The 19,704-nt window shown below is 62.9% G+C and carries 21 protein-coding genes and 1 other RNA gene; 13 read left to right on the top strand and 9 right to left on the bottom strand.

Translation table 11 applies throughout. From position 1 onward, the window contains the following. Positions 1-94: 94 nt before the first annotated feature. Entirely contained in the window at positions 95-538 is a 444-nt protein-coding gene (locus E0501_RS18020) for a hypothetical protein (protein ID WP_137702782.1), read from the bottom strand. Between the two features lie 192 nt (positions 539-730). Here E0501_RS18020 and E0501_RS18015 point away from each other — a divergent pair, with 192 nt between their 5' ends. Both E0501_RS18015 and E0501_RS18010 read left to right on the top strand, forming a co-directional pair. Beyond that, the gene (locus tag E0501_RS18015; protein ID WP_137702781.1) at positions 731-970 is read left to right on the top strand and encodes a hypothetical protein; all 240 of its coding nucleotides are present in this window, start codon (positions 731-733) and stop codon (positions 968-970) included. A 2-nt stretch (positions 971-972) separates the two neighbouring features. After that, positions 973-1,692, top strand: a complete 720-nt coding sequence (locus tag E0501_RS18010; RefSeq protein ID WP_137702780.1) for a hypothetical protein — start codon at positions 973-975, stop codon at positions 1,690-1,692. A 35-nt stretch (positions 1,693-1,727) separates the two neighbouring features. Here the strand turns inward: E0501_RS18010 and E0501_RS18005 are convergent, their stop codons facing one another. The 3 genes from E0501_RS18005 to E0501_RS17995 form a co-directional block, all read right to left on the bottom strand. After that, complete coding sequence (locus E0501_RS18005) at positions 1,728-2,282, bottom strand: NADPH-dependent FMN reductase (protein ID WP_137702779.1); 555 nt, start codon at positions 2,280-2,282, stop codon at positions 1,728-1,730. Between the two features lie 140 nt (positions 2,283-2,422). Further along, the gene (locus tag E0501_RS18000) at positions 2,423-3,088 is read right to left on the bottom strand and encodes an OmpA family protein (protein ID WP_137702778.1); all 666 of its coding nucleotides are present in this window, start codon (positions 3,086-3,088) and stop codon (positions 2,423-2,425) included. 124 nt (positions 3,089-3,212) lie between these two features. Continuing rightward, positions 3,213-4,055, bottom strand: a complete 843-nt coding sequence (locus tag E0501_RS17995) for a methylated-DNA--[protein]-cysteine S-methyltransferase (RefSeq protein WP_137702777.1) — start codon at positions 4,053-4,055, stop codon at positions 3,213-3,215. 108 nt (positions 4,056-4,163) lie between these two features. On the opposite strand from E0501_RS17995, the gene E0501_RS17990 reads away from it, so the two are divergent. Genes E0501_RS17990 through E0501_RS17980 form a run of 3 tightly spaced genes read left to right on the top strand, consistent with a single transcriptional unit; the run spans position 4,164 to position 6,714 of the window. Beyond that, on the top strand, positions 4,164-5,051 hold the full coding sequence (locus E0501_RS17990) for a fatty acid desaturase (RefSeq protein WP_137702776.1): 888 nt from the start codon (positions 4,164-4,166) through the stop codon (positions 5,049-5,051). Positions 5,052-5,089: 38 nt separating this feature from the next. Beyond that, positions 5,090-5,734 (top strand): endonuclease III, encoded by a 645-nt coding sequence (gene nth, locus E0501_RS17985; protein WP_137702775.1) that lies wholly within the window; start codon positions 5,090-5,092, stop codon positions 5,732-5,734. After that, the gene (locus tag E0501_RS17980) at positions 5,731-6,714 is read left to right on the top strand and encodes an adenosine kinase (protein ID WP_137702774.1); all 984 of its coding nucleotides are present in this window, start codon (positions 5,731-5,733) and stop codon (positions 6,712-6,714) included. Before nth ends, E0501_RS17980 begins: the two co-directional genes overlap by 4 nt. A 62-nt stretch (positions 6,715-6,776) precedes the next feature. Here the strand turns inward: E0501_RS17980 and ffs are convergent. Further along, positions 6,777-6,873: signal recognition particle sRNA small type (gene ffs / locus E0501_RS17975), an RNA gene on the bottom strand. Positions 6,874-6,915: 42 nt separating this feature from the next. Continuing rightward, a complete protein-coding gene (locus E0501_RS17970) occupies positions 6,916-8,766 on the bottom strand; it encodes a 5'-nucleotidase C-terminal domain-containing protein (RefSeq protein WP_161594657.1) in 1,851 nt (616 codons plus the stop codon). Here E0501_RS17970 and E0501_RS21295 point away from each other — a divergent pair. The 3 genes from E0501_RS21295 to E0501_RS17960 all read left to right on the top strand — a co-directional run bounded on the left by E0501_RS21295 (position 8,668) and on the right by E0501_RS17960 (position 10,556). After that, complete coding sequence (locus E0501_RS21295; RefSeq protein ID WP_170222788.1) at positions 8,668-8,925, top strand: hypothetical protein; 258 nt, start codon at positions 8,668-8,670, stop codon at positions 8,923-8,925. The genes E0501_RS17970 and E0501_RS21295 overlap by 99 nt on opposite strands. 145 nt (positions 8,926-9,070) lie before the next feature. Next, positions 9,071-10,039: an NAD(+) diphosphatase gene (gene nudC / locus E0501_RS17965; protein WP_137702772.1), complete on the top strand. Its 969-nt coding sequence runs from the start codon at positions 9,071-9,073 to the stop codon at positions 10,037-10,039. Between the two features lie 46 nt (positions 10,040-10,085). Then, the gene (locus E0501_RS17960; protein ID WP_137702771.1) at positions 10,086-10,556 is read left to right on the top strand and encodes an SRPBCC family protein; all 471 of its coding nucleotides are present in this window, start codon (positions 10,086-10,088) and stop codon (positions 10,554-10,556) included. A gap of 6 nt (positions 10,557-10,562) precedes the next feature. On the opposite strand, the gene E0501_RS17955 is transcribed toward E0501_RS17960, so the two are convergent. Beyond that, the gene (locus E0501_RS17955) at positions 10,563-11,393 is read right to left on the bottom strand and encodes a prephenate dehydratase (protein WP_137702770.1); all 831 of its coding nucleotides are present in this window, start codon (positions 11,391-11,393) and stop codon (positions 10,563-10,565) included. 123 nt (positions 11,394-11,516) lie between these two features. On the opposite strand from E0501_RS17955, the gene E0501_RS17950 reads away from it, so the two are divergent. The 5 genes from E0501_RS17950 to E0501_RS17930 all read left to right on the top strand — a co-directional run bounded on the left by E0501_RS17950 (position 11,517) and on the right by E0501_RS17930 (position 17,963). Continuing rightward, positions 11,517-12,041, top strand: a complete 525-nt coding sequence (locus E0501_RS17950) for a c-type cytochrome (protein ID WP_137702769.1) — start codon at positions 11,517-11,519, stop codon at positions 12,039-12,041. Positions 12,042-12,216: 175 nt separating this feature from the next. After that, positions 12,217-14,148: an extracellular solute-binding protein gene (locus E0501_RS17945; protein ID WP_137702768.1), complete on the top strand. Its 1,932-nt coding sequence runs from the start codon at positions 12,217-12,219 to the stop codon at positions 14,146-14,148. Between the two features lie 7 nt (positions 14,149-14,155). After that, positions 14,156-15,271, top strand: coding sequence for a microcin C ABC transporter permease YejB (locus tag E0501_RS17940; protein ID WP_137702767.1), 1,116 nt, complete (start codon positions 14,156-14,158; stop codon positions 15,269-15,271). Further along, entirely contained in the window at positions 15,271-16,377 is a 1,107-nt protein-coding gene (locus E0501_RS17935) for an ABC transporter permease (RefSeq protein ID WP_137702766.1), read from the top strand. Before E0501_RS17940 ends, E0501_RS17935 begins: the two co-directional genes overlap by 1 nt. Then, the gene (locus E0501_RS17930; protein WP_137702765.1) at positions 16,374-17,963 is read left to right on the top strand and encodes an ABC transporter ATP-binding protein; all 1,590 of its coding nucleotides are present in this window, start codon (positions 16,374-16,376) and stop codon (positions 17,961-17,963) included. Before E0501_RS17935 ends, E0501_RS17930 begins: the two co-directional genes overlap by 4 nt. A 69-nt stretch (positions 17,964-18,032) precedes the next feature. Here E0501_RS17930 and E0501_RS17925 read toward each other — a convergent pair whose 3' ends face one another. Together E0501_RS17925 and E0501_RS17920 are read right to left on the bottom strand one after the other, a co-directional pair. Continuing rightward, complete coding sequence (locus E0501_RS17925) at positions 18,033-18,680, bottom strand: DUF6639 family protein (RefSeq protein ID WP_137702764.1); 648 nt, start codon at positions 18,678-18,680, stop codon at positions 18,033-18,035. A 73-nt stretch (positions 18,681-18,753) separates the two neighbouring features. Next, positions 18,754-19,689: an endonuclease/exonuclease/phosphatase family protein gene (locus tag E0501_RS17920; RefSeq protein ID WP_137702763.1), complete on the bottom strand. Its 936-nt coding sequence runs from the start codon at positions 19,687-19,689 to the stop codon at positions 18,754-18,756. Between the last annotated feature and the right edge of the window lie 15 nt (positions 19,690-19,704).

Raw genomic sequence — 19,704 nt, 5'->3', positions numbered from 1 at the left:
CCCTTGAAACAGGAAGCCGGGGGAGGAGACAAGCCCCTCCCCCGGTCCCTTGAACCACCTGGGCCGTGGGGCATGGCCCGGGTGGACTGCTCACTCAGCGGTTCAGGTGGCGGCGTTCATAGCGGCGCACGCGATCGGGCAGCGGGCGCGGCTGAACGTGGGAGTGCTGGCGGCGCACTTCGCGGCGGGCCTCACGGCGGGCTTCGCGGCGCACCTCGCGGTGCATCTCGCGCTTCTTGTGGCGTTTCTGAGCCTTGGGCGCGTGGTGGCGCGCGGGTTCGCCGACGCGATGGCGGTGCAGTTTGCCGTGGCTGTGGTGGCGATGGGTGATGTAGCCGTGATGGCCGTTGCCGCGGGTGATGACCTTGGGCTTGTGGCGATCGTCATGATCCGACAGCGCCTTGCCGATGATCACCAGCGCGGTGGCCCCGGCGAGAAAGCGGACGAGATCGCGATCGCCGGCCTGGGCCTGCGCGGTGGAAAACCCGGTGATGGCGATGGCGCCTGCGACGATGGTTGCGATGAACTTGCGCGACATGGGACTGGTCCTTTCCTGTCTGGTTCGGTTCGGTTTCGATCGGTGCCGGGGCATCTGCCCGTGGCGGTGATGAGACCAACCTGGCCAGCCGGTCGGCAGACAGGCAATAACAGCGCGCTGTTATCGAATAACACGGCGGGGACCGGCCCATGGATATTGAATAACGGCAGAGTCTCGCGCAGTGTCTGGGCCATGAAACGGATATCACGCATCACAACACTGGCCCTTGGCCTGACGCTTGCCGCCGCGGGTGCGCAGGCCGCCTGCATCGTCGAATACAAGGCCAAGCGGGACAACCCGCTTGAACTGTTCTATGGCACGGCACAGGTAGGCGGCGATTGCAGCACCGCAGACGCGAGCGCGCGGCTGCAGAAGAAACTTGCCAAAGACGGGCTGACGCTGCTCAAGGTCTTGTCAATCAGGAAAGAGTGAGCATGGCCGAGGACGCCGTTAACGATTTGCCCAATGCCGTGACCGACGCCCGCCGAACGGGTGGCCGCGTGGTGATGTTCGGGGTCATAGGTATCGTGGCGATCCTGGCCGTAACGGCGGTGTTCCTGTTCCTGTCGCTGCCCGATGCGAACGCGTTCAACGCGCGGGTGGAACGGATCTTTGTGGAGAACGATGCGCTGACCTCGGATGCCGAGATCAAGTTGCTGGAGATCCTGGCGCTGTCCGGCACGGCGTTTTCCGAAACGCTGACCAGTTATCGGATGGTGATTTTCGTGTTGCTGGTCTTTGCCACCGCGCTTCTGATCGCGGCGCTGGTGTTCCTGGTGATGCTGGTGGCGATGAACCGGCGGATGGCGCAGATTGAACGGGCCGGGATCCAGGTGAATTCGCTGTTGATCAGCCGCGAGGAAAACACAGTTTACCTTAACAACCTGGGTTTCAAGCTGACCGATGCGGCGATGGAGACGCTGAGCATACTGGCCGAGGCGCGGATGGATGACGACCTGCTGACCGGCACCCAGATCGAGGCGATGATTTCGGGGCGCAGGGAGGCCGATTGCGACGAGGCGGCGGGTGCTACGCGAGTGAAGCGGCTGCGCGATACGCTGGGAAACCAACTGGTCAGCGAGCTTTTGGTCAAGAACGTCGCGCGGCGGGGATATTTCCTGGCCATCGACAAGGACGTGATCCGGGTTTTGTAGGGGCGGGTGGGGTGAAACCCCACCCTACGGCCGGTTCAGCCGTGCTCCCAATCGACAAGCTGGGCGCGCAGATCGCGCATCAGGATACCGAGGTTTTTCTCGTAAAGCTCACCCGTCAGGTGGCCGTTTTCATCGAACTGGTTGGTGCTGTCATGGACGGCGATTTCCGGGCCCAGCAGAAGGTTCGGGCGGAACGGCGTGAGGCAGGTGCGCAGCATGACCTGCGCGCGTTCACCGCCCGCACGACCGGCAGCGGCGGACATGGTGGCGACGGGTTTGCCTTTCCAGGGGTTGCCCTTGGTGCGGCTGATCCAATCGAGCCCGTTTTTCAGCACCCCGGTCAGGCCCTTGTTGTATTCCGGTGTCGAGATGATGACCGCATCGGCCGCCGCGATCTGGTCGGAGAGCGTCTGAACCGCGGCGGGGATGCCGTGGGCATCTTCATCATCACCATTGTAGAGGGGCAGGTTCAGGTCGGCATCGACATACTCGGCATCGCCGAAAAGGCGGGCGGCCTCGTGCAGGAGCTTGCGGTTGGTCGAATCGGTGCGCAATGCACCGCAGATGCCGAGAAGAACGGGTTTGGTCATGTCTTTTGCCCCTCGCTGTTGGGTTTCACCCGAGATAAGCGGCGGAGCATGGCGAGGCAAGGCAGGGATGTGCACGGGCACTGTGCGCAAATGAAAGGCCCCGCCGGAGCGACGGGGCCTTGAAGGGATTGCGGATGTGATCAGGCGCTGGGCAGGATCACGATTTCCACCCGGCGGTTCTGTTGGCGCCCCTCGGGCGTGAGGTTGGAGGCGATCGGTTGATCCTCGCCCCGGCCGATGGACTGGACGCGGCCCGGCGCGACGCCTTCGGACATCAGCACCTGCGAAACCGCATCGGCGCGGCGGTAGGAGAGATCCTGGTTGTAACCGGCGTCGCCCACGTTGTCGGTGTGGCCAAGCACCTGCACGGTGGAGTTGGGATAGGCGTTGAGGTTGCCGGCGACGGCGCGGAGATCGCGCACCAGGTCAGGGCGCAGCGTTGCGCTGTCGGTGGCGAAGAGGATGTCCTGCGGCAGGGTCACGATCAGGCGGTCGCCAGTGTTGTTGATCGCCACGTCATTGCCGACGGCATTGCGCAGGTCGCGTTCCTGGCGGTCGAGGATCGAGCCGCCGATAACGCCGGCGGCGGCGCCCATGACGGCGCCGGTCATCGCGCCCTTGGCGCGGTTGTTGCCGCCAGCCGTGATTGCGCCGATCGCGGCCCCCACGCCCGCGCCCAGAAGCGCGCCCTGCTTGGTGTTGCGGTCGGGATCATCTGCGCCGATATAGCCCGGATCGGTGCAGGCGGTGGTTGTCAGAAGGGACCCGGCGGCCAGCGCCAGGACAATCTTGTTTGCTCGTTTCATTCTGTCTGCCTCGTAGTGGTGCCGCTTCCCCCGCGGCTCAGCCCTGAATATAGCCAAGCCGGTCCGATCCCCCAAGCGCGGATCGAGGGGAAATCGGCGGCATTTCGCGCATTTTCGCCGGTATTTACGTGGTGGCGTCGGCGCGGGCGCCTTCCCAGGCCAGAAGGGCGCGTTTCACGGGCAGACCCCAGTGATACCCGCCGAGCGCGCCGGACTTGCGCAGGGCGCGGTGGCAGGGGATGAGCCAGCTGACCGGGTTGCGCCCCACGGCGGTGCCGACGGCGCGCACCGCGCGGGGGCTTCCGATGGCATTGGCGATCTCGGAATAGGTGGTGACTTCGCCGCTGGGGATTTGCAGGAGCGCCTCCCAGACCTTGATCTGGAAGGGCGCGCCGATCAGGTGCAGCGCGGTTTCACCCTTTTGAGCGAAGGCCGCATCGACCAGCGGCTTCAGACGCATCGGATCTTCGGTGAAGGTGGCCTTGGGCCAGCGCGAGAGCATGTCCTGCATCGCTGCCTCGGTTCCGGTTTCGGCGGCAAAGGCCAGCCCGCAGATGCCTTTTGCCGTGCCCATGACGAGGGCGAGATCGAAGGGGCTGTCGAACCAGCCCCAGAAGACCTCGAGCCCGTCGCCACGGCGCGCGAATTCGCCGGGGCTCATCGCCTCCCATCGGATGAAGAGGTCGTGCAGGCGGCCCGAACCCGACAGGCCGAGGGAGTGCGAGACCTGCAGCGTTGTCATGTTTTCGGCCAGCATGCGTTTGGCCTGACCCAGTTGCAGGTATTGCTGGTACCTTTTGGGCGAGACGCCGACCCATTGGGAAAAGAGCCGCTGGAAATGCGCCGGGCTCATGTCCATCTGCCCGGCCAGATCTTCGAGTGAGAGCGGCGCCTCGGCCGCGTCGATCAGATCGAGCGCGCGACGCATGACGTGGTAGTGGTAGCTGTTCTGCGGCTCGGCATTCATCGGTTGTCCTCCGGTTGGGGCGACAATAGGGCCGGCTGGCGATCCGTGCGACCCGGATTTTGCGCATTGGCGGTTGACCGGGTGCGTCGCAACAGGTTCGTTCGGAACATGGATCACAGGAGCTTTCTGAAATCCCTGCCGGACGAGACGGCAAAGACGCTGACCCGCCGCAGCGACGGCCCTGGCCTGCGGCATCTGGCGGCGCATGGCGGGTTGATCATTCTTGTTGGGGCCTGGATTGCAGCAGGCTGGCCGTTGTGGTGGGTGCTGATCCCGGTACAGGGGGTTTTGATCGTTTTCCTGTTCACCCTTGAGCACGAAGCCACGCACAAGACGCCGTTTGCCAATGAAATGCTGAACGAATGGGTGGGTCGCATTTGCGGTGTGCTTTTGCTGCTTCCGTTCGAGTGGTTTCGCTATTTCCACCTGGCGCATCACCGCTACACGAATATCCCCGGGAAGGATCCTGAGCTGGGCCCGGATGACCGCAAGCTGGACGCGTTAGGGCCGTGGCTGTGGCATGTCTCGGGTCTGCCGTACTGGGGCGCGATGGCGCGGCAATTGATCGTGAATGCAATGGACCGGGCTAAGGCGGACTATCTTCCGCCAAGGGTGCTGCCGCGGATCGCGCGCGAGGCACGGATCATGTTGGCGGTTTACGCCGCAGCGGCGGTGAGCCTTGTCGTGATCCCGCTGCTGTTCTGGGTCTGGATTTTGCCGGTGCTGCTGGGCCAGCCTTTCCTGCGGCTTTACCTTCTGGCCGAACATGGGCGCTGTCCGCGGGTGGTCAACATGTTCGACAATACGCGCACCACCTATACCAACGCCGTGGTGCGGTTCCTGGCGTGGAACATGCCCTATCATACCGAACATCACGTTCACCCGGCGGTGCCGTTTTTTCGCCTGCCCGAGATGAACCGCCTGATGAAGGCGCATCTGATGCATGAAGAGGACGGTTATGCCAGGTTCACGCGCGAGACGCTGGCGAGGTTCTGATGGCTTGCTCTCCGGGACACTTGCAGGGATAAGGCGGCATGGCCAGGCAACTTGATTATCATACGATCCGCGAGATTTTTTCACGCTTTCATGCCTCGGAACCCGAGCCGAAAGGCGAGCTGGAGCATGTGAATGTCTATACGCTGGTGGTGGCGGTTGCGCTGAGTGCGCAGGCGACCGATGCGGGGGTGAACAAGGCGACGCGGGAGTTGTTCAAGATCGCGGACACCCCTGAGAAGATGCTGGCGCTGGGCGAAGAAGGGCTGATCGAGCATATCAAGACGATCGGGCTTTACCGCAACAAGGCCAAGAACGTGATCAAGATGGCCAAGATCCTGGTCGACGAATACGGCGGCGAGGTGCCCAACAGCCGCGCGGCCCTGCAGGCGTTGCCCGGGGTGGGGCGCAAGACGGCGAACGTGGTGCTGAACATGTGGTGGCATTATCCGGCGCAGGCGGTGGACACCCATATTTTCCGCGTCGGCAACCGCACCGGCATCTGCCCGGGCAAGGACGTGGTGGCCGTTGAGCGCGCCATCGAGGACAATATTCCGGTCGATTTTCAGCAGCATGCGCATCACTGGCTGATCCTGCACGGGCGCTATACCTGCGTTGCCCGCAAGCCGAAATGCGCGGCCTGCCTGATCCGTGATCTGTGCCAATTCGAGGAGAAGACCCTGTGAGCAAATACCAGGTGGTCGGCATCGGCAACGCCATTGTCGACGTGATTTCGCAGTGTGACGACGGGTTCCTGTCGCGCATGGCTATCGACAAGGGCGTCATGCAACTGGTCGAACAGGACCGCGGCGAGTTCCTTTATGAGCAGATGCAGAACCGAACCCAGGCGCCGGGGGGCTCGGTGGCCAACACGCTGGCCGGCCTTGGCAGCCTGGGGCTTTCGACCGCGTTCATCGGTCGGGTGCATGATGACGCGCTGGGCAGGTTCTATGCCGCTGAGATGGCCGAGGACGGCACCGATTTCGTTAACCCGCCGGTGGCAGGGGGTGAACTGCCGACCTCGCGCTCGATGATCTTTGTCAGCCCCGATGGCGAACGGTCGATGAACACCTACCTGGGCATCTCGGCCGAGCTGGGGCCCGAAGACGTGGACGATGCGGTGGCCGGTCAGGCCGAGCTCCTGTTCCTCGAGGGGTATCTTTACGACAAGGACAAGGGCAAAGAGGCTTTCCTGGCCGCGGCGCGGGCCTGCCGCGCGGGGGGCGGCAAGGCAGGTATCGCGCTGAGTGATCCCTTTTGCGTGGACCGGCACCGGGATGATTTCCGCAAGCTTGTGAAAGAGCTGGATTACGTGATCGGCAATTCCCATGAATGGGAATCGCTCTACCAGACGGACCTGAGCAGCGCGCTGGAACAGGCGGCGGCCGATGCCGGCATGGTGGTGTGCACGCGGTCGGGCCATGACGTGGTGCTGGTGCGTGGAGACGAACTGGTCGAGGTGCCGGTGGACGAGATCGTGCCGGTGGACGCCACCGGCGCGGGCGATCAGTTCGCCGCCGGGTTCCTGTACGGATATGCCACGGGTGCGAGCCTGGAGGTATCGGGCCGCATGGGATGCATTGCGGCGGCGGAAGTGATTTCGCATTTCGGCGCGCGGCCCGAGCGGGACGTGATGGCGCTCTTCCGCGAGGCAGGACTGGTCTGACCGTCGCGCGCCCGGCGCAGCCGCATTGCGGCTGCACGTGCTTTTTGATTTCGGGAAAATCGGGTGAGAGGCTGGACAACGACCCAAGCGGGGCTCGTTACGGCTGCTTCCTTCCGGACCTGACCGGGTTGGCGAGGCGCTTGCCCGCGCCAACCTCTCGATCCGGGATATAGGACGGCGCGGCGGGATTCGCAAGGCGGCCTATAGCGTGAGGCGCAGCAGCATGTAGCCCTCTTCCGTGTCGCCCAAATCTTCGACAAGCGGCAGCGCGGGATCGTCGAGATACGCGCGGGCGGCCGGCGCGGTGCGCATCAGCGCGCGGGCGCCACCAAGCGGGGCAAAGGACCAGATCGGGCGGGGCGCAATATCGAGCGGGCTGTGGCGTTGCACGTAGTCGCGAAGGATATCGCGGTTCCAGGTGGCGGCTTCGAGCACGATGGCGGGGGGCGTTTCATAGCCATGATCGCGGCGAAAGCCTGTGCCATGGGCGCGGAAGCTGTTGCTGGCGACGAGAAATCGCATGTCGTCCGTCACCGGGGCATCGTTCCAGCGCAGATCGGTGATCCGGCGCGCTTCTGGGTTCTGCAGGCGGCTGGTGGCATCGAACCGCGCCGGTTGCGACAGGTCGATCCGGTAAGTCACCCCCGAGATGACATCGAAGCTGTAGCCGGGAACGGCATCGTCGAGCAGGGGCTGAACGACGGGACAGCCGGGTGTGACCCGGTTGAACACGCTGGCGCTGTGCTCGAGCCAGGTACGCAGCGCGGCGCCATCGGCCAGAACGGCGCAAAAGGCATTCGGGTAGCAGTAGAGATCGGCAAGGCTGTGCTGTGTCAGCGGCCCGGTCGGGACGTGGCAATAGTGATCCGGCCCGGCGGCCCCGGTTTGAAACGGCGCCGCTGCGGACAGGATCGGCAGGTCGGGCAGGCCTGCGCGGCGGCGGATATCGCGCAGATAAGCGGCCTGAGCATCCGCCACGAGCTGCAGAACGCTGTCGTTGGCCATGAGCGAGAAAAAACTGGTCAGCGGACGACGTGTTTCGCCGACCTTCTGCTTCATGAAGCCCTGCGCGCGATCATGGGTGGCGCGGGAAATGGAGGCGATTTCGGGATCGGGCGGCAGCGCGGGGCGGTTTCCGTCGCGCACAGGTAGCAGCCGGGCGGATCGCGCGGTGACCTGCCAACGGCCCTTGTCCATGGCGGCAAGCGACAAGTCGACAACGCCCAGGTGGCTGGCCGAGGTGCCGCTCATGACGATGGGGGTGCCGTGGTAGAGACCGTTTTTTTCGTCGAGATCGGGCAGGGCGGCGCCGGCGGGGCCGGGAAACGCCTGGTGCGTGTGGCCGCCGAAAACCGCGTCGACTCCATCGAGGCGGGCCAGCGCGAGCAGCACGTTTTCGCGGCCGTCCGTGCCGGGCGTGTCGAGCCCGGAATGCGCCAGAACGACAGTCAGATCGCAACCCTTTGCGCGTAGGGTTGTGAGTTCCTGGCGCACACTGTCGACCATGTCGGGGATGTCGTAGGAGACCGAAAGGTGGTGATCCCATTCCAGTGTTTTAGGTGGCAGGCAGCCGATCACGCCGATCCGCAGATCGTGCGGCACACCGGCGGTATCGGTGAACCGTCGGGACAGAACCAGGTGTGACGGCAGGGCAGAACGTTCGCGTGGCGCGGCATCGCCCTTGTTGAGAAGGTTGCAGCAGGTCAGCGGAAACCGGGCATGGCGGAAACTGTCGAGGAAGAAGGCTGCGCCATAGTCGAAATCGTGATTGCCCGGGACGGCGGCGTCATAGCCGAGCGCGTTCATCGCCCGGATGATCGGGTGCGGCGGCGGCATGTCGAGGTCGCCGCGCGCGACAAGATCGCAGATCAAGGTGCCCTGCAAAGTGTCGCCGGTATCGAAAAGCATGCAGTTTCGCGCTTTGGCACGGGCATGGCGGACAAAGGGTGCCAAATGAACCAGGCCCTGACGGTCCCTGCCGGGACCGGCGGTATCATCCGTTTCGCCAAGGGCGCCATGCAGATCGGTGGTGTGCAGAAACCTGACATCCAACCGGGCAAATTGAGATTTGTCTGCCAAAAGACACGAGCCACCATTGTGCGATACGGAAACTTCCCGCAACCGAGGACACAGAACGCAAAAACGGCCCCGCACCTATGCCCGCAGGGCATGCAGGCGTGGCAGCGCGATTTCATTTTCACGAAATTTTAAGTCAACGCGGAACGCGACACAACTTAAAGATCTTATTACGCGATCACATACACTTAATGGGTGATATTTGCGCAACTTGCACGCGAGACATGTGCAATTGCCTGACTTGCGGAAACGTGCGAAACCGCGATTGAGGGAGAGTGGTATGCGTCTTGCGGAAACGGTGACATTCGGGGGGTCCGGGCTGGACCGGGCGGCGCATCTGCGCGGAAATGCCGAGGCGTTGGACGCGGCAATGAAGGCGCCCGAGAGCCGGACCATCCTGTTATGGCGCAGCAAGCCGCTGTTCGGGGGCGAGGGGCGCGACCATGTCGTGCGCGTTCCGATGGATCACCCGATGTTGCAGGATGCCTCGGCGCCGCCGGTTCTGCTGGGACTTGGGGATGGGGCGGCGGTCTTTGCCCATGACATTTCGCGCTGGCAGCCCGTGGAGGTGGACGAGAATGCCATGGGTGGTTTTTTCGATCCGACCGAGCAGGTGCATCCCGCCGCGCCGGAACACAGCGCATTTTGCGAATTGCGCGGGGTGATGACCCGGATTTCGGCGCGTGATGCCGAGCTGGCCGCGACGGCGAAGGCGATCATGAGCTGGCATCGCAGCCATCGGTTCTGTGCGCGCTGCGGGAAGGAAAGTGAAATGATCATGGCAGGCTGGCAACGCAGTTGCCCATCCTGCAAGACCCAGCATTTTCCCCGCACCGATCCTGTTGTGATCATGCTGATCACGCGGGGCAACAAGGTGCTGATGGGCCGCAGCCACGGCTGGCCCGAGGGCATGTATTCGCTGCTTGCGGGGTTCGTCGAGCCGGGCGAGACGATCGAGGCCGCGGTGCGCCGGGAGACCGCAGAGGAAACCGGCATCGAGGTGGGTGCGGTGGAATACCTGGCGTCGCAGCCATGGCCCTATCCAAGTTCGCTGATGTTCGGCTGCCGGGGCGAGGCGCTGAGCGAGGAGATCGAGATCGACCCGGCGGAAATCGAAACGGCACAGTGGTTTACACGCGAAGAGATCGCCGATGCCTTTGCCGGGCGGCATCCGTTCCTGAAGCCGGCGCGCAAGGGCGCAATCGCGCATTTCATTCTCTGGAACTGGCTTGCGGATCGGCTGGATTGACGTGAAACTGAAACCTAAAAAAGAAAGCAGATGGGCGACCGGGCAGATGAAATTCGAAACCAAGGAAGACATTGCAGCACCGTTGGAATACGTGTTCCGCGTGGTGTCGGATTTCGACGGGTTCGAGCGGCAGGCGATGCGGCGTGGCGCCGAGGTTTCAAGGCTGGATGCTCTGAGCGAACCCGGAACGGGCATGGCATGGGATATTGCCTTTCCGCTGCGCGGCAAAACGCGCCAGTTGCAGATTGAACTGACGGATTACGATCTTCCGCATCGCATGATGTTCGAGAGCCGTTCGCCCAACATGGGAGGCCACATGGTTGTTGACCTTGTGGCGCTGTCGCGTCAGCGCACGCGACTGGGCCTTGAACTGGAACTGAAACCGCAGAACCTGTCGGCGCGGCTGCTGGTGCAATCGCTGAAACTGGCACGCAACAACCTGAACAAGCGGTTCCAGATCCGGGTGGCCGAATTCGCCAAGACGACCGAGGAACGCTATGAAGGCCGCATGGCCTGATCGGGATCAGCGTTCGCGGTCGGCGGGATAGACACCCATGATCTCGAGATGCGAGGTGAAGTAATCGAGCTCTTCCAGCGCGCGCTGCACGGCCGGATCGTCGGGGTGGCCATCGATATCGGCCCAGAACCGCGTGGCGGTGAATGAGCCGTCGACCATGTAGCTTTCCAGCTTGGTCATGTTAACGCCGTTCGTGGCGAAACCGCCCATTGCCTTGTAGAGCGCGGCAGGGATGTTGCGCACTTCGAAAACGAAACTTGTCATCATGCCGAGTTTTCCACGGCGCGAATAATCGGGTTCGCGCGCCATGATGACGAAACGCGTGGTGTTGTGGCCGTGGTCCTCGATATCCCGGGCAAGGATGTCGAGCCCGTAGATTTCGCCGGCCAGGGCCGAGGCAAGCACGCCTTCGCCCGGGGTTTTAAGCCGGGCGAGATCGGCTGCGGCCCCGGCACTGTCGGCTGCGGCGATCCCCTTGATGCCGTGCTGTTTCAGGAAATTGGCTGATTGCGGCAGCAGCACCAGGTGCGCGCGCACGGTGTGGATGTCTTCGAGGTTTGCCTCCGGACTGGCCAGAAGGCTGATGCGGACGCGCACGAACGCCTCGTCGACGATATGCAGGCCGCTTTCCGGCAGAAGTCGGTGAATATCGGCCACACGGCCATAAGTGGAGTTTTCCACCGGCAGCATCGCACAGTCGGCTTCGCCGTCGCGCACGGCGGAAATCACCTCTTCGAAGGTGTGGCAGGGCAGGGCTTCGAAGCCCGGACGGGCCTTGTGGCAAGCCTCGTGACTGTAGGCGCCGGGCTCTCCCTGAAACGCGATGCGCTGGGTCATCTGGATCAATTTCCTGTCAGTTTGCCACCAAAAGGGCGATTGGTCGCGGAAACTACACCTTGCTTTGTCCAAGGGGAAGCGGATAGATACGCGCCGAAACGAGACCAATTCGGAAACGGGCCAATGTTTGACACGATGACTTCTACCAAGATTATCGGCGCCTTCTGCGGAGCACTCCTGGTGTTCATGCTGGGCAAGTGGGCAGCCGAGTCGCTGTACTCGATGGGCGGCGGACATGGCGATGAGGAACACCACGCCGGTTACGTGATCGAGGTCGAAGGCGGCGATGACCACGGCGGCGAGCAAGAGCAGGGCCCGACCTTCGAGGAACTGCTGGCATCGGCCGATGTGGGCAAGGGCGCAAAGGTGTTTGCCAAGTGCAAGGCCTGCCACAAGCTTGAACAAGGCGCGAATGGAACCGGCCCCTACCTCTACGGTGTTGTCGGCCGTGCAATCGGTGGGGCCGAGGGCTTCAACTACTCGGGCAGCCTGAACCAGGTTGGTGATACCTGGACGCCGGAGCACCTGGACGCGTTCCTGGCCAACCCGAAGGGCGCCGCACCCGGTACCTCGATGAGCTTTGGTGGCCTGAAAAAGGACACCGACCGGGCCAACCTGATCGCGTATCTCGACAGTCTCGACGATTGATCGACGCCTGATTCGAACCGGAATGGCCGCCTTCCGCAGGGAATGGCGGCCATTTCTTTGCTCTCTCACATCCAGTTTACATTTTCGCAACTTGAATGTGACTGCCCCTGCCCATTAGCTTGGGTCAGAATAAGCGGCCATGATCCAGGGCCGGTCCAACAGGAGGAAGAGCACGATGCCCCATCGCCGCCCCCCGATCGAACCGCAGGCCCGCGTGATTGCGCGCACGCGACATCTGCGAGCGCAACTCGAGGCGTTTTTCCTGGGGCTGTTGCTGATCACGCTGGGGGCGCTGCCCGCGCTGGCGCAGGAGAAGGTGATCAAGAGCCACGGGTATTCCTATTTCGGCGATCTGAAATATCCGGCCGATTTTCTGCATTTCGACTACGTGAACCCGGACGCGCCGAAAGGGGGCGAAATTGTTCTCTATTCGCTGGGCACCTTCGACTCGCTCAACCCCTACACCCGCAAGGGGCGCGCCAGTGGCACGCTGATCTGGAGCACCTACGAGAGCCTTCTGGGTGATGGACCGGCGGATGCCTACGGCGAAAACTACGGGCTTCTGGCTGAGAGCCTGGAATATGACGAGGGCAAGACCTGGGTGATTTTCCATATGCGGCCCGAGGCGCGGTTTTCGGATGGCACGCCGGTGACGGCGCATGATGTCGTGTTCAGCCACAACCTGTTCCTTGAGCAGGGCCTGCCCTCTTACGCCATCGCGGTGAAGAAACGGGTGCTGAGTGCCGAGGCGCTGGACGATCACACGGTGAAGTTCACCTTTGCCGAGGGGATTTCGCGGCGCAGCCTGGTTGATCAGGTGGGCAGCACGCCCGTGTTTTCGCGCAAGTGGTACGAGGAGACAGGCGCGAGGCTGGATGAATCGCGGCTGACCTACCCGCCGGGATCGGGGCCGTATGTTCTGGAGAGCTTCGATATCAGCCGGCGCGTTGTCTATAAACGCAACCCCGACTACTGGGGCTGGCATCTGCCGATCAACAAGGGCCGGCACAATTTCGATGAGATCCGGGTGGAGTACTTCGCCGATGACGGCGCGGCCTTCGAGGCATTCAAGGCCGGTGAATACACGGTGCGGCAGGAAAGCGATCCGAAGAAATGGGCCACGAGCTATGACTTCCCGGCGGCCAAGCGTGGCGAGGTGAAGGTGGTGGAACTGCCCGACGGGGTGCCGCCGTCGCCCACCGGGTTCATCTTCAACCTGCGGCGCGACAAGTTCGCTGATCCGCGCATCCGCGAGGCGATCGCGCTGGCCTATAATTTCGAATGGACCAATGCGTCGCTGCAATACGGGTTGTTCGCGCAGCGAAACTCGTTCGTGCAGAACGCCCCGCACGAGGCCAAGGACGTGCCAGAAGGGGCCGAGCGCGCCTTGCTGGAAGCGCTGGGTGATCTGGTGCCCGACGCCGTGCTGAACGAACCGGCGGTGATGGCGCATACGTCGAAGGGCGAGCGGCAGACGGACCGGCGCAACCTGCGCCGGGCGATGAAGCTTCTGGACGAGGCGGGCTGGGCCGTGGGTGATGACGGCATGCGCCGCAATGCCGAGGGCCGGGTCTTCACGATTGATTTCCCGATCCCGTCGAGTTTCCCGTCGACACTGAGTGCGGCGATCGAGGTGTTCGCGAAGAACCTGCAGCGGATGGGGATCGACGCGCAGGTGAACGCGATCGACCCGGCGCAATACACGCTCCTGGAGCGCGATTTCGACTACGACATGATCTATGACGCCTATATCCCGTTCCTCGAGGCGGGAACGGGCCTGCATCAGCGCTATGGTTCGGCCGAGGCGGCGATCAGCCTCTTTAACCCGGCCGGGCTGGCCAGCCCGCTGGTGGACAAGATCATCGACACGGCGCTGGAATCGGAAACCAGCGAGGAAGAGCAGACGGCGCTGATGGCGCTGGACCGCGTTCTGCGCTACGAGCGGTTCATGGTGCCGACGTGGTACAAGGACAAGCACTGGCTGAGTTACTGGGACATGTATGAACACCCCGACCCGCTGCCGCCCTTTGACCTGGGTGTGCTGGATTTCTGGTGGGTCAATCCCGAGAAGGCAGAGGCGCTCAGGGCCTCGGGCGCGTTGAGGTAAGCGGCGAATGGGCGCCTATTTCGCACGGCGGTTGCTGCTGATCATCCCGACGCTCATCGGGATCATGGTCATCAACTTCACGCTGGTCCAATTCGTCCCCGGCGGCCCGGTTGAGCAGGTCCTGGCGCAGGTTCAGGGCCAGGGTGACGTGTTTTCGGGCTTTGCCGGCGGAGGTGGCGAGCAGGCGGGCGGTTCGGACCTTGTGGGCGACGATTTCTTTGTCGGCTCGGGCGGGGACGAGAAATACGTCGGCGCGCGCGGCCTGCCCAAGGAATTCATCGAACAGCTGGAGAAGGAGTTCGGGTTCGACAAGCCGCCGCTGGAGCGGTTCCTGAACATGATGTGGAACTACATAAGGCTGGATTTCGGTGAGAGCTATTTCCGCTCGATCAGCGTGATCGACCTGGTGCTGGAAAAGATGCCGGTTTCGATCACGCTGGGCCTGTGGTCGACACTGATCGCGTATATCGTGTCGATCCCGCTGGGCATCCGCAAGGCGGTCAAGGACGGCAGCCCGTTCGACACATGGACCAGCGGCGCGATCATCGTGGCCTATGCGATCCCGGGCTTTTTGTTCGCCATCCTGCTGCTGGTGCTGTTTGCCGGCGGCTCCTACTGGAAGATTTTCCCGCTTAGGGGGCTGACGAGCGACGGGTTCGAGGATCTGAGCATGATCGGCAAGGTGCTGGATTATTTCTGGCACATCGCGCTGCCGGTTCTGGCGTCGACCATCGCGGCCTTTGCCACGCTGACGCTGCTGACCAAGAACAGTTTCCTTGATGAGATCAAGAAACACTATGTGATGACCGCGCGGGCCAAGGGGCTGAGCGAGGGCAAGGTCTTGTATGGCCACGTCTTCCGCAACGCGATGCTGATCGTGATTGCGGGTTTCCCGGCGGTGTTCATCGGCGTCTTTTTCGGCGGCAGCCTGATCATCGAGACGATCTTCTCGCTCGACGGTCTGGGACGGCTGGGGTTTGAGGCGGCGGTGGCGCGGGATTACCCGGTGATGTTCGGCACGCTGTTCATATTCGGCCTGATCGGTCTGGTCGTGGGCATCCTGAGTGACGCGATGTATGTGCTGGTGGATCCGCGGATCGATTTCGAGCGGAGGGAGGGGTAGTGGCGCTTTCACCGCTGAACCAACGCCGCTGGCGCAATTTCAAGCGCAACAGGCGGGCCTTCTGGTCGCTCTGGATTTTCCTGTTGCTGTTCGGGATCACGCTGTTTGCCGAGTTCATCGCCAATGACAAACCGATCGTGGTGAAGTACCGGGGCGAGATTTACATGCCGATCTTCAATTTCTACCCCGAGACGACCTTCGGAGGCGATTTCAAAACCGAGGCAGTCTATCGCGACCCCGAGGTGCGCTGCCTGATCGAGACCGGGGGACTGGACCTGTGTTTCGATGATCCCGAAGCCTATATTGAGGACGCGCAGGACGGGATGATCGAGGGCGAGGCTATCGAGAAGGGCTGGGCGCTGTGGCCGGTCATTCCCTATTCCTATGACACGAGCGTGGACCGGCCCGGCGCAGCCCCCCTGCCACCGGGCGAGGGCAACCTGCTGGGCACGGACGATACCAAGCGCGATGTGCTGGCACGCGTGATCTATGGCTTCCGTCTTTCGGTGCTCTTCACGCTGATCGTGACAGTGCTGGCCAGCGCCATCGGCATCGCTGCGGGTGCGGTACAGGGATATTTCGGCGGTTGGCTGGACCTGGTGTTCCAGCGCGTTATCGAAATCTGGAGCGCGACGCCGCAGCTCTACGTGATCATCATCATGTTCGCGGTGCTGGGGCGAAGTTTCTGGCTGTTGGTGTTCATCACCGTGCTGTTCGGCTGGACCGCGTTGGTGGGCGTGGTGCGGGCCGAGTTCCTGCGGGCGCGCAACCTGGAATACGTGCGTGCGGCCAAAGCGCTGGGCGTCAGCAACACCACGATCATGTTCCGCCACATGCTGCCCAACGCGATGGTGGCGACGCTGACCATGCTGCCCTTCATCGTCACCGGCACGATCGGGCTTCTGGCGAGCCTCGATTTCCTGGGCTTTGGCCTGCCATCGAGCGCGCCGAGCCTGGGTGAGCTGACGCTGCAGGCCAAGCAGAACCTTCAGGCGCCGTGGCTGGCCTTTACCGCGTTCACCACATTCGCTGTCATGCTGTCGCTTCTGGTCTTCATCTTCGAAGGCGTGCGCGATGCGTTCGATCCGAGGAAGACCTTTCAATGAGCCTTCTGGATGTGCGCAACGTGTCGGTCGGCTTCCGGCAGGACGGCAAGGTGAACCCGGCGGTCAGAGGCGTCTCCTTTACCGTGGACCGTGGCGAGACCGTGGCGCTGGTGGGCGAGAGCGGATCCGGCAAGTCGGTCACGGCGCTGAGCACCGTGTCTTTGTTGCCGGCGAGCGCCCAGATCAGCGGGTCCGTCACCTATGACGGGCAGGAGATGATCGGCGCGGACGAAGCGATGCTGCGCAAGGTGCGCGGCAATGACATCAGTTTCATCTTCCAGGAGCCGATGACCAGCCTGAACCCGCTGCACACGATCGAAAAGCAGCTGGCCGAGAGCCTGGCGCTGCACCAGGGGTTGGTGAACGACGCGGCGCGCAAGCGTATCCTGGAACTGCTGGAAAAGGTTGGTATCCGCGATGCCGAAAGCCGGCTGGGCGCTTATCCACACCAGCTCTCGGGCGGGCAGCGGCAGCGGGTGATGATCGCCATGGCGCTGGCCAACAAGCCCGACATCCTGATCGCGGACGAGCCAACAACAGCGCTGGATGTAACGATCCAGGCGCAGATCCTGGAACTGCTGGCCGAGCTGAAGCGCACCGAGAACATGGGCCTGCTGTTCATCACCCACGACCTGGGCATCGTGCAGCGGATCGCCGACAAGGTCTGCGTGATGAAGGATGGCGAGATCGTCGAGAGCGGGCCGACCAAGGAGATTTTCGCCAACCCGCAGCACCCCTATACCAAGAAGCTGTTGGGCGCGCGGGCCGTGGGCCAGCCGGCGCCGGTGCCGGAGGGTGCAAAACAGATCGTTCAGACCGAGCATCTGAAGGTGTGGTTCCCGATCCAGAGGGGATTCCTGAAGCGCACAGTGGGCCACGTGAAGGCCGTGAACGACGCCACGATCGACGTGCGCGCGGGCGAGACACTGGGCATCGTGGGCGAATCGGGCAGCGGCAAGACGACGCTGGCGCTGGCGATCATGCGGCTGATTTCGTCGGAAGGCGGGATCACCTTTGATGGGCAGAACGTGCGGAAATGGTCGACCAGGAAACTGCGCGATCTGAGGCGAGAGATGCAGATCGTGTTCCAGGATCCGTTCGGATCGCTGAGCCCGCGGATGAGTTGTGAACAGATCATTGCCGAGGGTCTGGGCGTGCATGGCAACCCTGGTGGCCGGCCCGAGCGCGAGCTGGTGGCCGAGGTTATGGAAGAGGTGGGTTTGGATCCTGCCACGATGGACCGCTATCCGCATGAATTCTCGGGTGGTCAGCGCCAGCGTATCGCGATTGCGCGCGCGATGATCCTGCGGCCGCGGCTGGTGGTTCTGGACGAACCGACAAGCGCGCTGGACATGACGGTGCAGGTGCAGATCGTCGACCTGCTGCGCGACCTGCAGGTGAAATACGGGTTGGCCTATCTTTTCATCAGCCATGACCTGAACGTTGTGCGCGCGATGAGCCACAAGATGATCGTCATGAAGCAGGGCGATATCGTCGAGGCCGGCGAGGCACAGGCACTTTTCGAGAGCCCGCAGACCGACTATGCCCAGACATTGCTGCATGCCGCGCTGGATCTGACCGCCTGAGCACCTGCACACCACCGCGACGTGGTGGCACAGGTTCGCGGCTTTACAGGTTTGCGGGTGTTCTGAGGGTCAATACCCACCGGGGTTCAGCCGGGTTTCGTTCTCGAGCAGGCGTTTGACGAAGTCGCAACCGTGGCCCGGCGCGCTGAAATGCAGCCAGGCGCGCGCCGCGAAGAGCCCCGGCGAAAACATCAGGACCATGTCGTTGAGATCATCCGCCATGACCGGCGTGCCGGTTGGGTGGCTTTGCAGAACGAGGCGGCGATTGGGCGCGGACAGGGAGTCGAGCTGCAGCGCGTAGGCGATGTATTCGTTGGCGGAAACCGTGGGCATTTCGTCACCTGCCGTCTGAAACACCAGCGCATGGGTCAGTTCGTGGACGATCAGGCTGTCGAACAGATCTGTTGCGGAAAGGCCGGCGAAAGCGTGGGTGTCATCCATCTGGTCGGAAATCTGCGAAGGGGGCAGAAGTTCGACCCGGTTTTCGGCGCAGACAAATGCCCCAAGGCAGGCCGGATGGCCGTATTCCAGCTGTGCCTTGATTTCGATGGTGATGGGTTGGGTCTGGCGCAGGTTGCATTTTTCGAGCCTGGCAAGTGCGCGGTCCGCGACCGTGCAAACACGCGACGAAACCTCTGGATCGTTGGCGATCACGGTCACGTTGCGGGTGTCGCAGGCTGTATGTTGGCTGGCGTCTGCCGCGCTTGCCGCGACCACGGCGCATATCGCGAAAAGAGTTTTGCGCAAATCAGTTCCTTCCCGGATGGAGCCTAACACGAAATGCACCATGTCAAAGGCCGGGAAACCGGACCGACAGGGCCGCGTGATCGCTGGCATGGGGCCTGTGGGTGCCGGTGCCGGGCAGGAAGGGACCGCCGTAGCGCCGGGTTTCATGCCCGAGACCTTCGCGCAGGATGGAGGGCCTCGCCTCGGGAAAGCGATGGGCCAGAGCAGGCGAGGCGAGCATCTTGTCGGGGCAGGCATAGACACCCTCTTCTGGCTGGTACCAGGACCAGCGATCCTGCTCTGGCACCCGGTCGAGCAGGTTGACGGAGAAGGGCGGCAACAGCGGTGCAATCGCGCGGTCCCGCCCCTTAGGCGTATCGCGCGGATCGTTGAGATCACCGAGCACCAGCCAGAGCGCAGAGGCAGGATCGGGAAACTGTGTTTCGATCAGGTGACGCACTGACAGGGCTTCGGCGCGGCGCACCTGCCAGGCCTTTTCAACATCGGGGTAAGGTGCCTTGAAATGACAGATGAACAGGGTCAGTTCCCCGATTTCGACCTCGAGACAATCGCGGCGGAAGAGGGGCACATCCGGATCAAGCCTGCTCTCAAGGCCGAGGCCAGCATCGCGTGGGGTGAGCGCGGCATGGCTTTCAACCCGGTCGGGCGCGATGCGGCTGAGAAGAGCCAGATCGAGGCCGCGCCCGTCATTGCCCGGCAGGCAGATGCGATGCGGATAGGGCGCTGCTCCGGAGGGCAGCAGGTAGTGATCGTGGAAATGGTCGAGCGTTTCGGCATCGAAGACTTCCTGCAGGGCCAGCACATCGGCATCGGTATCGCGGATCAAGGCCGCGGTCAGTTGCCTGTCATATGAATCGAGCAAGCCGGCTGCGGGGCCGGTATCAAGATGGGAATCGCGGTCGCGCGCGCCATCGAGCGCATCGCCCTGCGGTCCGTGGCGCAGGCGCATGTTCTGAACGTTGAGTGTGGCGATGCGCATCCGACCGCCCGTCCT

This window comes from Marimonas lutisalis (assembly GCF_005434965.1).
In the GTDB taxonomy this organism is placed as follows: domain Bacteria; phylum Pseudomonadota; class Alphaproteobacteria; order Rhodobacterales; family Rhodobacteraceae; genus Marimonas_A; species Marimonas_A lutisalis.
The sequence above is the reverse complement of the archived record's forward strand: the minus strand, read 5'-3'. Positions and strand labels throughout refer to the sequence as shown.